14 protein-coding genes are annotated in these 14,358 nt (G+C 67.1%); 7 read left to right on the top strand and 7 right to left on the bottom strand.

Annotated elements, in window-relative coordinates; translation table 11 throughout:
- Positions 1 to 33 precede the first annotated feature (33 nt).
- Positions 34 to 1,686 (bottom strand): AMP-binding protein, encoded by a 1,653-nt coding sequence (locus ON22_RS29620; RefSeq protein ID WP_081595929.1) that lies wholly within the window; start codon positions 1,684 to 1,686, stop codon positions 34 to 36.
- 93 nt (positions 1,687 to 1,779) lie between these two features.
- Between ON22_RS29620 and ON22_RS29615 the strand changes: the two genes are divergently transcribed.
- Positions 1,780 to 2,496 carry an enoyl-CoA hydratase/isomerase family protein gene (locus ON22_RS29615; protein WP_033245663.1) on the top strand — a complete coding sequence of 239 codons (717 nt, stop codon included), beginning with the start codon at positions 1,780 to 1,782 and terminating at the stop codon, positions 2,494 to 2,496.
- Positions 2,497 to 2,507: 11 nt separating this feature from the next.
- On the opposite strand, the gene ON22_RS29610 is transcribed toward ON22_RS29615, so the two are convergent.
- Positions 2,508 to 3,092: a TetR/AcrR family transcriptional regulator gene (locus ON22_RS29610; RefSeq protein ID WP_033245662.1), complete on the bottom strand. Its 585-nt coding sequence runs from the start codon at positions 3,090 to 3,092 to the stop codon at positions 2,508 to 2,510.
- Positions 3,093 to 3,305: 213 nt separating this feature from the next.
- Here ON22_RS29610 and ON22_RS29605 point away from each other — a divergent pair, with 213 nt between their 5' ends.
- The 4 genes from ON22_RS29605 to ON22_RS29590 all read left to right on the top strand — a co-directional run bounded on the left by ON22_RS29605 (position 3,306) and on the right by ON22_RS29590 (position 6,889).
- Positions 3,306 to 4,574 carry a cytochrome P450 gene (locus ON22_RS29605; RefSeq protein ID WP_033245661.1) on the top strand — a complete coding sequence of 423 codons (1,269 nt, stop codon included), beginning with the start codon at positions 3,306 to 3,308 and terminating at the stop codon, positions 4,572 to 4,574.
- A 62-nt stretch (positions 4,575 to 4,636) separates the two neighbouring features.
- Positions 4,637 to 5,473 (top strand): mycofactocin-coupled SDR family oxidoreductase, encoded by an 837-nt coding sequence (locus ON22_RS29600; protein WP_033245660.1) that lies wholly within the window; start codon positions 4,637 to 4,639, stop codon positions 5,471 to 5,473.
- Positions 5,474 to 5,767: 294 nt separating this feature from the next.
- Positions 5,768 to 6,187: a hypothetical protein gene (locus tag ON22_RS29595; RefSeq protein ID WP_033245659.1), complete on the top strand. Its 420-nt coding sequence runs from the start codon at positions 5,768 to 5,770 to the stop codon at positions 6,185 to 6,187.
- 48 nt (positions 6,188 to 6,235) lie between these two features.
- The gene (locus tag ON22_RS29590) at positions 6,236 to 6,889 is read left to right on the top strand and encodes a Uma2 family endonuclease (protein WP_051158258.1); all 654 of its coding nucleotides are present in this window, start codon (positions 6,236 to 6,238) and stop codon (positions 6,887 to 6,889) included.
- 19 nt (positions 6,890 to 6,908) lie between these two features.
- Here ON22_RS29590 and ON22_RS29585 read toward each other — a convergent pair whose 3' ends face one another.
- A complete protein-coding gene (locus ON22_RS29585; RefSeq protein ID WP_033245657.1) occupies positions 6,909 to 7,805 on the bottom strand; it encodes a serine hydrolase in 897 nt (298 codons plus the stop codon).
- Positions 7,802 to 8,677, bottom strand: a complete 876-nt coding sequence (locus ON22_RS29580; protein ID WP_033245656.1) for a LysR family transcriptional regulator — start codon at positions 8,675 to 8,677, stop codon at positions 7,802 to 7,804. Before ON22_RS29580 ends, ON22_RS29585 begins: the two co-directional genes overlap by 4 nt.
- Before the next feature lie 163 nt (positions 8,678 to 8,840).
- Between ON22_RS29580 and bla the strand changes: the two genes are divergently transcribed.
- Positions 8,841 to 9,785: a class A beta-lactamase gene (gene bla, locus ON22_RS29575; protein ID WP_051158257.1), complete on the top strand. Its 945-nt coding sequence runs from the start codon at positions 8,841 to 8,843 to the stop codon at positions 9,783 to 9,785.
- 11 nt (positions 9,786 to 9,796) lie between these two features.
- On the opposite strand, the gene ON22_RS35050 is transcribed toward bla, so the two are convergent.
- Entirely contained in the window at positions 9,797 to 12,301 is a 2,505-nt protein-coding gene (locus ON22_RS35050) for a 2Fe-2S iron-sulfur cluster-binding protein (RefSeq protein ID WP_169332488.1), read from the bottom strand.
- Positions 12,302 to 12,437: 136 nt separating this feature from the next.
- Between ON22_RS35050 and ON22_RS29565 the strand changes: the two genes are divergently transcribed.
- Positions 12,438 to 12,998, top strand: coding sequence for a TetR/AcrR family transcriptional regulator (locus ON22_RS29565; RefSeq protein ID WP_033245655.1), 561 nt, complete (start codon positions 12,438 to 12,440; stop codon positions 12,996 to 12,998).
- Positions 12,999 to 13,001: 3 nt separating this feature from the next.
- Here ON22_RS29565 and ON22_RS29560 read toward each other — a convergent pair whose 3' ends face one another.
- Together ON22_RS29560 and ON22_RS29555 are read right to left on the bottom strand one after the other, a co-directional pair.
- Complete coding sequence (locus tag ON22_RS29560) at positions 13,002 to 13,643, bottom strand: pentapeptide repeat-containing protein (protein WP_033245654.1); 642 nt, start codon at positions 13,641 to 13,643, stop codon at positions 13,002 to 13,004.
- Positions 13,644 to 13,895: 252 nt separating this feature from the next.
- Positions 13,896 to 14,339 (bottom strand): MmyB family transcriptional regulator, encoded by a 444-nt coding sequence (locus tag ON22_RS29555; RefSeq protein WP_156052365.1) that lies wholly within the window; start codon positions 14,337 to 14,339, stop codon positions 13,896 to 13,898.
- Between the last annotated feature and the right edge of the window lie 19 nt (positions 14,340 to 14,358).

The raw sequence follows: 14,358 nt of genomic DNA, 5'->3' as shown, positions 1-14,358 counted from the left end.
AATCCTCCTTGGCTATTTATGAGAATCGTATTCTCATAAAGGTTCCGTCGCAATGGCCTCGTTGCCGGACGTAGGGGCTTCGTCGTGTGCCGCGGCCAGCTCGCGCCGGATGACGAACTTCTGGATCTTTCCGCTGGGGGTCCGCGGGAAGTCGGTGACGATATGGAGCTCCTCCGGCCACTTCTGCTTGGCCAGCCCCGCCTGCGCGAAATGCGTGCGCAGGGCCTCGATATCGGGTTCGGCGTGACCCGGCAGGCAGCGCACGACCGCCGCGGTACGTTCCCCCAGTCGTCGATCCGGGACGGCCACCGCGACCCCCTCCGCCACGCCGGCAAGCGTGAGCAGCACTTCCTCGACCTCGAGGGCGCTCACGTTCTCCCCGCCGCGAATGATGATGTCGGATTTGCGGTCGGTGATGGTGAGGTAGCCGTCCGCGTCGACGATGCCGATATCGCCGGTGTGGTACCAGCCGTCGGCGTCGAACGCGCGGTCGGTGAGGTCGGGGTCGGTGTAGCCCAGGCAGAGATCCGGGCCGCGGCTGACGATCTCGCCGTCCTCGGCGATCCGGAACTCCACACCGGGCAGTGCGTGGCCGTCGGTGAACAGGCGCTTGTCCGCGGGCTCGGTGGCCAGGGATCCGGTGATCGACGGGTGTTCGGTACTGCCGTACGAACGGAAGACCCGGATCCCGAGGTTTTCGAGCCGGGTGCTGACCGCGGCCGGTACCGCGGCGCCGCCGAGTCCGGCGTAGCGCAGCTGGGCCAGATGTGCGGGATCGTAGTCGGGATGGTCGAGCAGGCTGGTGACGAAATAGCTGACCCCGCCGCCCACGCAGATGTTCTCGGTGGCCATGAGTTCGAGCACCCAGCCCGGATCCCAGAGATCGAGCAGATGGATCGGTGCACCGTCGAGCACCGGGATGAGCAGGGCGTTGAGCATGCCGATGAAATGCCCGACCGGGGCCGAGGTGAGCTGATCGCCCCGGTCCGGCGGATACATCCCGGCCAGTTGCCGCACCTCGTAGCCCAGGGTGTTGTGACTGTGTACGACCCCTTTGGGTGCCCGGGTGGTACCGGAAGTGAAGGCGATACAGGCGGGGCTGTCCGGGTCGGTGGTCAGTGTGCCGGTCAGCGGCTCGGGGTCGAGCAGATCTTCGAAATCCCGGCCGACCACACCCACCACCGGCACGTCGGCGCACAGGTGCGGGTCGAATTCGTTCTGGCCGAAGCGTTCACAGGTGATGAATGCTTTCGGGCCGACCGCGCCGAGGATGTAGCCGAGCTCTTTGCGGCCGTAGAAATGCGCGATCGGCACCACGGTGGTGCCCAGTAGTGCGCACGCCCAGTAGGTGGCGGCGGCCTCCATCCAGTTCGGTAGCTGGAACGCGACGGTATCGCCGGGGCCCACCCCACGCCGGTGTAATCCGGCCGCCAGCCGCCGGGCGGTCCGTTCCACGTCGCCGAAGGTGCCGGTGTACGGGCGGGTCCGCGAGTGCACCGCGAAGGTCGTGGCGGGGGATGCCGCCAGACCGCGGGCGAGGATTTCGCCGAGTGTTTCGTCGGTCCACCAGCCCGCTTGGCGATAGCTCCGGGCCAGGTCGGCGGGAACCCGGCGGGTGGACAGGTCGGGTCCGGTGGTGGGGCGTGACCGTGTGGGGTCTTCGCTCGTGTGCCATGCATGCGGCATATATCGAACTCCCGATCCGAGCGCCGGAAACCAGCGGGAAAGTATATGGTTCTCTATGTAAGAGAATCATATTTCCGTCGAGGAGAACAAGTCGTGATCGAGCTCGAACTGGCGGACGGACTGGCCGTCGTCACCATCAACCGCCCGCACGCTCGCAACGCCATCGCCCTGGACACGATGGACGAGCTCGGCAAAGCGATCGACGGAGCGGCCGGTGCGCGGGCGCTGGTGATCACCGGCGCCGGCGACAAGGCCTTCGTCTCCGGCGGCGACCTCAAGGAACTCGCCGCGCTGCGCACCCATGAACAGGCCGCGGCCATGGCGAACAAGATGCGGCAGGTATGCGACAAACTCGCCGGCTTCCCCGGGCCGGTGATCGCCGCTCTCAACGGGCATGCCCTGGGCGGCGGGGCCGAGGTGGCCGTCGCGGCCGATATCCGGATCGCGGCGGCCGATATCAAGATCGGGTTCAATCAGGTCGCGCTGGCGATCATGCCCGCCTGGGGCGGGGCCGAGCGGCTGACGCGACTGGTCGGGCGGAGCCGGGCGCTCCTGCTGGCCGGTTCGGGTGAGATTCTCACCGCGCCCGACGCCGAGCGGCTGGGGCTGGTGGACCGGGTCCTGCCGCGCGCGGAATTCGACGCGGGCTGGCGTTCGCTGGCCCGGGCCCTGGCCAACCCGTCCGCCGGTGCAATCAAACGAGTGATCGACGGCGCGACTCCACAGGAGGCAGTGGATGCCTTCGCCGACCTCTGGGTCGCCGACGCGCACTGGGCCGCGGCGGACCGGGTGATGAATCGCGGTAAATGATTTCGGTACGCCTACTGCTCGGGTTCGAGCAGGTCGATCTCGCGTTCGGCGAACGCGAAGGTTTCGGCGTGCCCGGCGGTCATCCCGAGCGCCTGCTCGAGCACCACCATCCGCGCGGCGCTGGTCATCAGCACCGACAGCACTTCGGCGGGGAAGCGGCTCGTATCGACCCCGTAGCCCGCGAGCATCCGGCCCAGAGCTTCGGTCTGGGCGGCGCGGAACTGTTCGGAGTAGCGCACCACCTCGGCGCGGACGGCCGGTTTCTGGTTGGCCAGGCCGACGAACTCCATGGTGAACCGCGCCGCGGTGGCGTCCGTGCTGAACTCCCACAGCGCATGCAGTGGACGTTCGGATTTCAGGACCTGGGCCAGGGCTTCGAGGCCCTGGTCGGCGCGGCGCCGGAACAGCTCGAGGAACAACTCGTCCATCGAGCGGAAGTAGTAGTGCACCAGTTGCGGTTTGAGGCCGGCGTGTTCGGCGATACGCCGGGAGGTCACGGTGGCCCACCCCTGTTCGAGCATCAACTGTTCGGCGGCGTCCATCAGGACAGTGCGATTCTTGGCGTCGGGTGCGCCGAGCCGGCGGGGTGCTGACATGGTCGTGTCTCCTCCTGGATATCCGCGCGGCCGAGGCGGTCTCGTGATCACCGGGGATGGTATCCCGCGAGCAGCGACTGTTGACGGCCGCGTGCCGCGCATGCTAAGCATGTGCTCAGCATCACATCTGAGCAGTCGCTCAGCAAGGGGCGTTCCGTATCAACCGGTAATCCACGCTCGAGCGCCTATTTCTGCTGACAACAGGAGGTTCCCGTGACCGATTTCGATACGGTCGACTACTTCACCGACCCGGCGCTGGTGCCCGACCCGCACCCCTACTACGACCATCTGCGCGCCAAATGCCCCGTGACCCGCGAACCCAACTACGGCGTGTACGCCGTCACCGGCTATCAGGAAGCCAACGACGTACTGCGCGATTCGGACTCCTTCTCCTCCTGCATCGCCGTGGGCGGGCCGTTCCCGCCGCTCCCGTTCACCCCCGAAGGCGACGACATCACCGCGCAGATCGCCGCCCATCGCACCGAACTGCCGATGTTCGAGCATATGGTCACCATGGACCCGCCCGAGCACACCGACGCCCGGTCGCTGCTGAACAAACTCCTCGTTCCCTCCCGGTTGAAGGAGAACGAGGAGTTCATGTGGAAGCTTGCCGATAAACAGCTCGACGAATTCATCGACGACGGCAAATGCGAATTCCTCGGCGCCTACGCCAAGGTCTTCACCCTGCTGGTGATCGCGGACCTGCTGGGTGTGCCCGAGGAGCATCACGAAGGACTGCGTATCAACCTGGCCGGTGGACCGACCGTGGGCTCGATCGACAAGGAGATCGTGCCCGTCAACCCGCTGGAATGGCTGGACAACCTGTTCAGCGAGCTGATCTCCGACCGCCGGCGCAACCCGCAGGACGATGTCCTGACCTCGTTGGCCGGCGCGAAATACCCGGACGGGTCGACGCCCGAGGTCACCGAGGTCGTGCGCACCGCGACCTTCCTCTTCGCCGCGGGGCAGGAGACCACCGCCAAACTGCTGGGCAGCGCCATGCAGTTCCTGATCACCCGCCCCGACCTGCAGGATGCGCTGCGCGCGGACCGCAGCAAGATCCCCGTCTTCATCGAGGAGACCCTGCGCATGCAGGCGCCGGTGAAGAGCGGGTTCCGGCTCGCGAAGAAGGCCGTGGAGGTCGGCGATGTGCCACTGACTGCCGGTGATCTGGTGATGATCTGCCCCGGCGCCGCCAACCGCGACCCGCGGCGTTTCGAGAACCCGCACGAATTCGATCTGGCCCGCCCGAACTTCCGCGAGCACATGGCATTCGGCCGCGGCGTGCACACCTGCCCGGGTAGCCCGCTGGCGCGGGTGGAGGGCCGAGTATCGCTGGAACGGATCCTGGACCGGATGCTCGATATCCGGGTGGATCCGGAAAAACACGGTTCCGCGGACGACCCGGTGTTCCAGTTCGAGCCGACCTTCATCCTGCGCGGCCTCACCGAGCTGCACATCACTTACACGCCGAACTCCTGAAACAGCGTACGTAGCAACGAAAACCGGCAGGCGTGCTGCCGCAACGAAGAAAAGAGGAAGTCATGACCGGACGGGTCGAAGGAAAGGTCGCGTTCATCACCGGCGCGGCCCGCGGCCAGGGCCGCAGCCATGCGGTGCGGCTGGCCGAAGAAGGCGCCGACATCATTGCCATCGATATCTGTAAACCGATCGACACGGCCGAGATCCCCCCGGCGACACCCGCCGATCTCGCCGAAACCGAAGAACTCGTCAAGGCCACCGGCCGCAAAATCGTCACCGCCGAGGTGGACGTTCGCGACGCCGACGGGCTGAAGGAATCCCTCGCCGAGGGCGTCGGGAAGCTCGGGCGCCTCGACATCATCGTCGCGAACGCCGGTATCGCCAGCGGCGGCGACACTCTGGCCGAAACCGACGAGAACGTCTGGCAGGAAACGATCGATATCAACCTCAGCGGTGTGTGGAAATCGGTCAAAGCCGGTGTCCCGCATATCCTCGAGGGCGGCCGCGGTGGTTCCATCGTGCTCACCAGCTCGGTCGGCGGCCTGAAGGCCTACCCGCAGACCGGCCACTACGTCTCCGCCAAACACGGTGTCGTCGGCCTGATGCGGGCCTTCGCGGTGGAACTCGGCCAGCATATGATCCGCGTGAACTCGGTGCACCCCACGCACGTGAGTACCGCCATGATCATGAACGACAAGACCTTCCAGATGTTCCGCCCCGATCTGGAGAACCCGACCGCCGACGATATGGCGCCGATCTGCCAGATGTTCCACACGCTGCCGGTGCCGTGGGTGGATCCGATCGATATCAGCAACGCCGTGCTGTACCTGGCCTCCGAAGAGGCCCGCTACCTCACCGGTGTCACACTGCCGGTGGACTGCGGTTCGATGCTCAAGTAAGTCGTCGTGGTGGACGCTCGCCGGTACCCGGCTGCCCCGAAACGGGCGGCCGGGTAACCCGCGCGTCGCGGGACGGGAGGCTTTCCTCGCAGTGGTGTGCTGCCGGCCCGGCTGCATCGGCGCGTCTCGACTGCAGCGGATCCAGTGGTCCGACTGCTGGACGATGCTCGGTCTCGGCGGACTCCTGGTGCGTGCGCCGGCAGGGTTTCCGGCGATCGAACATTCGGCTCGGATACCGACCGAGCGCACCGAATCGGCTCATCAGACGACACCCCTATGCGAGGATCGGTGGTTATGAATGCCGCGCGTGCGGGCCGGTGGGCGGTCGCCCTGGGGATCGTCGGGGCTGCGGCGGCCTGTGCGTCGGCTGAGCCGGCGCCGCCTCCGGAACTGGGTACCGAATTCACCTTGTCGGGCGGCGATACCGCTGTTCTGGAAGCAGGCCGGGTGACGGTGCACTTTCGCGATGTACCCGAAGACAGCAGATGCCCCGCCGAGGTGAACTGTGTCTGGGAGGGCGATGCGACTGTGCTCACCGAGGTCACGGTGGACGGTACACAGACGGCCCACGAACTCCATTCGAACCCGCAGTTCCCCACCGATGTGCTGACGGGTGGCTACCGGATCGCGCTGCGGTCGATAGCGCCGCAGGGATCCACCAGCGAAATCCCGCTGCCCAATTATCGCGTGAACCTGCTGGTCACCCGGGAATGATTCCGTTCAAGTCGGGGGCGTTGCAGGGTCGGCGGTTACGATTTGGGCATGTCAGTCCCACCCGTCGAGTGGCCCGACCTCCCCGAGCGTATGACGTGGGAGGAACTCGATGAGCTCCCCGTGGAGATCTCTGAGCAGATCGAACTCTGGGACGGCCGTGTGGTGTGGGTCTGTCGGCGGCCCGCCGAACATCAGGAGTTCACCAATCTGCTGTGGAGCGAACTACGCCGATGCGCCCGACGTGAAATGGAGCGAGGGCACCAGCTGTGCTGGCGAGTGCATACCGAAACGACTGTCTACCTCGGTCCCAGCGGCAAGTCGGACTTCGTAACCCCCGATTTTTTGGTTGCTCGGTGCTTGGCGGAGCCTTATCAGGATCTCCGTGCCGACGATGTCCTTCTCGCCGGCGAGGTGCTCTCGCCCTCCGACGCTGGCAATGACATGGACGAGAAGAAGTACCGCTATGCGATGGCAGGAATCCCGTGGTATTTTGAAGTAACGCTGGCTCCGGAGAAAAGTGCCATCGAGACGGTCAGGGCATTCGCGCTGGAGACCACTCATGGCCGGCTGCCGGAGGGAGTCCGCCCACTCTACCCGGCCAACTATCTGCTGGCCGGGAAATGGTCGCCGCAAGATTCCGAGCGGATATCGATCGGCTTCCCGTTTCCGATTGATATTCCCTGGTCGGCACTGGCGTTCTGAGGGCAGCGTTATCCGGGATTCATTCTTCGGGTAGGGCGCGGCGGAGTTCGGTGACAGCTATCCGGGCGGCCTCGGCGATGGCTGCGTCCACGGCCGGGAGGGCGGGGTCGGCGCGGGCCGCGCGGGTGAATACCGCCACTGCGACCGGGTATTCGCCCGGGAACTCGACCACCGCGACCTCGTTGCGGATGATGCCGATGGTTCCCGTTTTACCCGCCACCGATACCGCGCGATGCGGGAAACCCGCCGCGATCCGGTGCGGCCAGACCTGGCGGCGCATCACCGCTCGCGCGAAATCCGTTTGCTGTGCCGATACCACCTCGCCGCGCCACAGTGCCGACAGCAACCGGGTCATCTCCTCCGGCGTGGTCGCGCTCGTGTAGGCGGGATCGTAGGCCGAAACCGTCCATGCCTCGTCGTTGTCGGCCAGCGCCGCGAAAGCCTCCACGGTGCTGTGGGTATCGGTATCGGAGATCAGGCTGCGCTGGATATCGGCCGTGCCGCCGACCAGCCGGGTCCGGGTGAGCCCGAGTGATGTCAGGAGATCGTGCACATCGGCGAGACCGATCTCGCCCAGCAGCAGATCGGCCGCGGCATTGTCGGACACTGTCATCATCGAGGTCGCCAGATCCCGCCGGCTCATGGTGACCGGATCGTGCAGGGCGGAGATCCCGGTGGGGCCGGGGGTGCATTCGGCGGGAGTGAGGGTGAGCCGCTGCAGCGGGTCGATCCGGCCGGCGTCCACCGCGCGGCAGTACGCGAGCAGTAGCGGAAGTTTGTACACCGACGCGGTTACCACCCGTTCGGTGCCGCCGATCGAGACCTCCGCGGTGCCTCCGTCACACCGCCTGGCATGCAATCGCCCGGTGCAGCCCGCATCGGCGAATACCGCGTGGATCCGCTCGGCGACGGTCACCGTACTCGTTCCCGGTACAGCACGCTGTCCAAGGCGTCGGCCTGTTCTTCGGCATCCGCGCGGTGGATCACTCGGCAGCGCAACGCCACCGCCTGCGGTGCCATCCGCAGCCAGGCGACACCGGGGATATCGGACGGTGGGGTGGTGGTGAGACCGAAACTGGTCCCGGCGGCCACTGCGGCGAGTATCGAGCGATCGTCGTGCACGGTGATCGTCGGCGCGTCGAGTCCCCGCTCGCGCAATAGGTCCCGGACCGTATCGGAGGCCGGGGGATTGGCGGCGCGTGGATACGCCGCATAGGTGAGGTCGGCGAGCATCGGGAACACGGGGCGTTCGGTGGCGGCGCTGCGATGTTCGGCGGGCACCACGATCCAGCGCGGTAGTTTCACCACCGGCCTGGCCTCCACACCGTCGACCAGTGCCGGATGTTCGATCACCGCCACATCGCACAATCCCGACCGCACCGCCGATACCAGGTCTACGGTGGCGGCCACCGTGGTGGACACGGCATCACCGCTGTTCTTCTCGGTGCGTAGCGCGGTCACGCAGGCGGTGAGGATCCGGTCGGCGAGCGCTGTGGTGGCGCCCCAGTGCACGGTGCCGCGGGTTCGGGCGATCCGCTGCGCCTCGGCCAGCAGCCGAGCCGCGTCGTCGACCAGCAGCCGGGCCCGCGGCAGGAGTTGCCGGCCGGCCGCCGTGAGTACCGCGCCCTGCCGGGTACGGTGCACGAGTTCGACCCCGAGCTGGGTCTCCAGTCGCCGTAATCCCTGGGACAGTGGCGGCTGGGTCATATCGAGAACCGTGGCCGCGCGTCCGAAATGTCCCTCGTCCGCGATGGCGACGAAATAGCCGAGGTGGCGGATGAGGTCCATAGCCATATTGAACCAGCGTCCCGGCCGTCCACCGTCCAACTGCGGTTTCAGCGCGGGTTTCGCAGACCGAAACCGCCGGTTACCTGCAGATATATCTGATGCGTATCGTGTGTGGGAGTGTCGGATATTGGCGACCGGACACGGACCCGTGTGTGCTGCCGATGTGAAACCGATCCGATCCGAATTTCGCGTCCCGCGCCGATCGCTGGCGGCCGTACTGGCTGTCACCGCGTTCGCCGTCACCGCATGCGGTTCCGATCCGAGCGAGCCCAGCACTTCGGCACCGGCCACGATCAGCCCGCCGGCCGTCGCCGACCTCAGCAATACGCTGATGGAGATCCAGGAACGCCACGATGTGCTGTTCGGCATCGCCGCCTACAGCCCGACGGGCGCGCGGACCTTCGAGTGGAATGCCGCGGACCGGTTCGCCCTCACTTCCACCTTCAAGGTGTATGCGGTCGCCGCGCTGCTGCGTCTCGCCGAACGCGGGGAAGTGGACCTGAACGAGCAGGTGCCGATCCTGCAGGAGGACATCGTGATCGCGTCACCGACCACCAGCTACCGAGTCGGTGAAACCCTCAGCTGGTACGACCTGTGCCAAGCGGCCCTCGTACGCAACGACAACACGGCCGCCAACCTCATCCTGCGCCGGATCGGCGGCCCGCCCGCGGTCACCGCGCTGGCGCGCATGCTCGGCGATACCGAGACCCGGCTGGACCGCTGGGAACCCGCACTCAACGAAGCCCTGCCCGGCGACACCCGCGATACCAGCACGCCCGCCGCGTTCGCCGGTGGCCTGCACCGGCTGGTCCTCGGCAATGCGCTGATCCCCGAACACCGGCGCATGCTCACCGGTTGGATGCGTTCGAGCGTCACCTCGGGTGAGCGGATGCGCGAAGGCTTGCCGGTCGGCTGGGTCGCGGCCGATAAATCCGGTACCGGCGCCTACGGCACCGTCAACGATGCCGGTGTGGTGTGGAGCCCCACCGGAACCTCGGTCGTCCTGGTCATCTTCAGCCGTTCGACCATCGGCTACCCCATGGCTGCCCCGAGCAACCAGGCCGTCGCCGACGCCACCACGGCCGTGCTGGAGACCGTGGCCCGCTAGTGCCCGCGCCGCTACGGGGTGATCCGAGACCAGCCGGGGGCCGAATCCGGCGTCCGTGGCTCGTCGGCCGGGCCGGCTCCGAAACGCAGTGTGACCTGCTCGGTCACCGGCCGTGCCCGGCAGGCGAGAACCTGACCGCGCGCGATCTCGTCGCCGGTGATCGCCATCAGGGGATCGGGGTCCATTTCGGCGTGCCCGTCGGCGACGACGGCGAGGCAGGTTCCGCAGGAGCCACCGAGGCAGGAGTACGGAAGGTCTTCACGCTCGTCGAGTGCGGCGTCGAGGATCGTCCGGTGCCGCGGCATACCGAACTCCAGGGGTTCGCCGTAACCGGTCAGGGTGACCCGGCTGGTCGCGGCTTCGGCGGCGGTCTGCGGCCGATCCGGCGTGCGGGTGTCGAAGAGTTCCACCCGGATTCGCGATCCGGGAACACCGCGTGCCCGTAAGGCATCCATGGTTTCGCTGACCAGTGCTTTCGGCCCGCACAGAAACCAGCGGTCGGCGTGCTGCCGGGCGATATCGGATGCCGTCATCCGCCCGTGCCGGTACTGCACGCCGGAATCCTGCGCTTTTCGCGGCCGTTGCCGGGACAGGTGGTGAACGACCCGGAGCCGCCCGGGGTAGCGGTGGCACAACTCGCGCACGGACGGTGCGAGCATGATGCCGGCGCGGTCGCGGCTGCCGTAGTACAGCGTGAAAACACTGTCCGGTTCGGTCCCGAGTACGGCGGCGATGATCGAGACGATCGGGGTGATCCCGGAACCGGCGGCGACCGCCGCGTACTCGTTACGGGCGGCGGGGTCGAGTTCGGGGGTGAAAAGCCCCGACGGTTCGGCAACATACAACGCCGACCCGGTGATGCGCTCGTCGAGGACATAGGACGAGAACGCGCCACCTGCTTGCCGTTTCACGGCGATCCGCACCCGGCCCGAATCCGGGGCATCGCACAGTGAGTAGCTGCGGCGAACCGGTTCGCCGCGGCGGGTTCCGCGGATCACCAGATGCTGTCCGGCGGTGTAGGTGAATCGGCTGCGCAGGTGCGCGGGGATATCGAACTCGACGATCGCACTGTCTTCGGTATCGCGGACCACCGAACGCACCACCAGCCGATGGAAACCGCGGGCGGGGCCGTGCGGCAGGGGATCGAACAGGGGCCGTGGTTTCCGATCACGGGGGGGCCGGAACGCGGCCGCGGCTGCGAGCGTGCCCACGGCGAGCGCGGCGCGTCCTGCCGGTTCGGGCCGCAACATCGTCTCCGGACGGTCCAGCAGGCCGGCTATCCGGGCGATGCGGGTGCCGATCGCCGCGTCGCGCTCCCCGACGGCCATGGCGGCCCCGGCCAGCGCGCCGAGCGCCCGCAGCGGTCCCCGGCCCGCCGAATCCACTTGCGGCATAGCCAGATCGAACAACTCGGTGATCCGCCAGGCGTCGTCGATCGCCCGGGCGACGGCGCGGAAATACCGGCGGCGCAGGTTGTGGTCGCCGGCGGCGAGTACTTTGCCCAGTTGTAGCGCCTGCAGCGCCGAAACGGTCATTCCCTGCCCGAATGCGGGGCTGAAACTGCATACCGCGTCGCCGAGCACGAGTAGTCCGTCCGGAAATCTGGTCAGGCGTTCGTAGCGTCGCCGCTGGTTGGCCGGATACCGGTAGGTGGCGATATCGCTGAGGACCTCTGCGCCCACCAGCGCCTCCCGCACATCCGGGGGCGCCACCGAGGCGGCGAAACGCCAGAATCCGTCCGGATCGGTGGGCGGGTGGTCGCTGCCGTAGCCGATCAGTGTGAGGATATGCGCGCCGTCCTCCACCGCGAACAGGGCCAGCCCCCGGGCCGGGTTCTGGTTCGCGATCACGATCTCCTTGTCACCGCCGACCGAACGGGGCGGTAACCGCACGTACCGGCTGGCGTACTTCATATCGATCCGCACACCCTGCTCCGCGGGTCGCTCGTAACCGAGCTCGGCCAGCCAGTCGTTGATCGGACCGTGCCGGCCCAGGCAGCTCACCACCAGGTCGGCGTCGAATTCCCGCCCGTCGGCTGTGCACACGCCGGTGACCCGGGCGCGGCCGGTGTCGAAGAGCAGTCCGGCAACAGTGGTGTTGTCGACCAGTTCCACCCCGGGGAGCGCACGGACTCGGCCGCGGACCCGCCATTCGAGAAACGGGCGGCTGGCCTGGAGTAGGGAGAATCCGGCATCGGCCTGACGCAGCGTGTGGCCGGCCACGGTCATCCGCATCTCGGTCAGCGAACGGCATTCGACGGCGCCGTCGGCGAGTAGTTCCGCAGTGATGCCCGGGAACAGCTCCTCGAGGACGAGTCGCCCCCGGGCGAGCAGTGCATGGACGTGACGGCCCTGAGGAACTCCCCGGCGGTCCCCGGGGGCCGACAGATCGTCGCGTTCGAGCACGACGACCTCCGTGAAATGCTCGGCCAGCGCCCGGGCTGCCAGCAGACCGGCCATACTCGCGCCCAGTACCACCGCCCGGCCGCGAGCCGCTGTCTTTCCGGTCCTCGCCACCTGTGCCTCCGTCGTCATTGTCCCGAAATCCCAGGGCTTCGGCGTGCGCGGCACCGTACTGAGACTGATTATCAAATTAGTCTCAGTAGGCTGGGTGAGGCAACCCCCGTCACCGCATCCCGAGGTAGAAAGGCACATGACCTCTTCCACCCGATCGTCGGACGAGCTGCTGGAAGCCGCGGTCGCGCTCATCGCGGAAAGCGGTTTGGACGGACTCACCCACGGTGCCGTCGCCGCGCGCGCCGGGGTCTCGCGTGCCACCGCCTATCGAGAATTCGGAGATAAGGACGGGCTCGTTTCCGCCGTGGGCCGCTATGAGGTGGCAAAGATGGTGGCCGCCGCGTTCACCGCGATCGACATCACCGCCGACGCCGCCGAAGTCGTCCGGGCAGCAACGCTTTTCGCGCTCAACTACCTACGCGGCCACCGCGCGTTCAACTACCTCCGGATGCACGAACCCGGCTGGTTGCTCACCCTGGCCATCGCACACGACGGAGCACGGCTGAATCTGGTCGAATCCGTGGCTGCCTTCGCCGAACCGTTCGTCGCGGCCGGTGACGAGGCAGCGCTCGCCCTGTCTCCGCGCCGAGCGGCCGAGGTGGTGGTGCGCACGGTGTTGTCCCACGCGCTGATCCAGGACAGCGGCCTCGACGACGACGAGATCGCGCGCACGGTCGCCCGCGCGGTCACCCGCTGAGGCTCACTCCTCGACGACGAGTCCGACCGCCGCGGCAAGAGTCGGCGCCAGGTCCAGCAGCTGGCCCGGTGTGACGAGCGCACCGCGCAACGATTCCACCCCGTCGGCGATACCGATACTGTGCGCACGCCGGAAATCGACCTTCTTCAGCTGGGCGTTGCGCACCGTCAACGCCGACACCTCGGAACCCGGGAAGCTCACTTCCGAGAGCTTCGCGCTACCGAAATCGACATGCCGCAGCACACAATCGACGAAACGGACCTTGGTCAACCGGGCATTCCGGAAGTTCACCGAGTCCAGTTTGCAATTGTGGAAGACCACCCGGCGCAGTTCGGCACCACTGGACTCCACTCCCGACCAGGCCCCATCGATCACCTCCGCGTCCATCCACGCGGCGTCCGGCATATCCGTACCGGTGAACCGGACACCGTGCAGCCAGACATCGGCGAACCGGGCACCACCGGCCACACCGTGGTCGATATGCACCGAGCGGAAGGCACACTGGCCGAACACCGTACTGCGGAGATCGGGTTCGGCCAGAACCATATCCTCGAACCGGGCGCAATCGTACTCACGCTCGACATCCAGATCGCCGACCGGTTCCAGCCATGGTGCGAACGGTAGATCGGCCAGTTCCCGTGGCATTCCACTCCTTCGCCGGTGGCTGTAACGATTACACCGAGATGGTCCCACTGTAGGGTGCCGCGGATATGCGGGCGCCGGTACCCGGTGGGCCCGAGCTGCGCTGGTTTCGGCCTCGATGATCTGATCGAGATCGAATCGGAGAAAACGGGGGAGCGCATGCTTTTCGGCGGAGTCTGTGGTCGGCTGTCCGTGGTGCCGCTGCGCTGCCGGGGCGGGCGCTCCGCCGCGGGCACCGCTACTGCCGGTCGCGCGTTACTCTCCCGCGGCTTGCGGAGGTACGAGGCGCAGACCCGGCCCTGCGACGGCGGATCGATCGGCCAGCCAGATGACAAGACTCTGTTCCGCATCGCTATCCAGCATTTCGACCGGGATGTCGACATCGCCTAGTTCGGGATGATCGAACCGCAGGACCTTGGATACGGGCAGGCCCGCACCCTGCGGTCGCCAGCGGGCCGCGAAATCGGGATTCCGGCGCATCATGGTGACGGTGTCGCGCAGGACCGCGTCGCCGGGGCGGCGCAGCGTGGCGCGGCGCAGTAATTCGGCGAAGGTATCGGCGGCCTCGGCCCAGTTGCGCAGCATCCGCCGGGCCTGCGGATGGGAGTAGACGTACCGGGCCAGGTTCACGTCGTACCGGTGATCCAGCAACCCCAGTGGTAGTGCGAAATCCTCCCACGCCGAATTCCAGCCCAGCACATCCAACGCCGGCGGCCCA

The organism is Nocardia carnea NBRC 14403 (assembly GCF_000308515.1).
Taxonomy (GTDB): domain Bacteria; phylum Actinomycetota; class Actinomycetes; order Mycobacteriales; family Mycobacteriaceae; genus Nocardia; species Nocardia carnea.
Note: the sequence above shows the minus strand (reverse complement) of the source record. Positions and strands in the feature narration are given on the sequence as shown.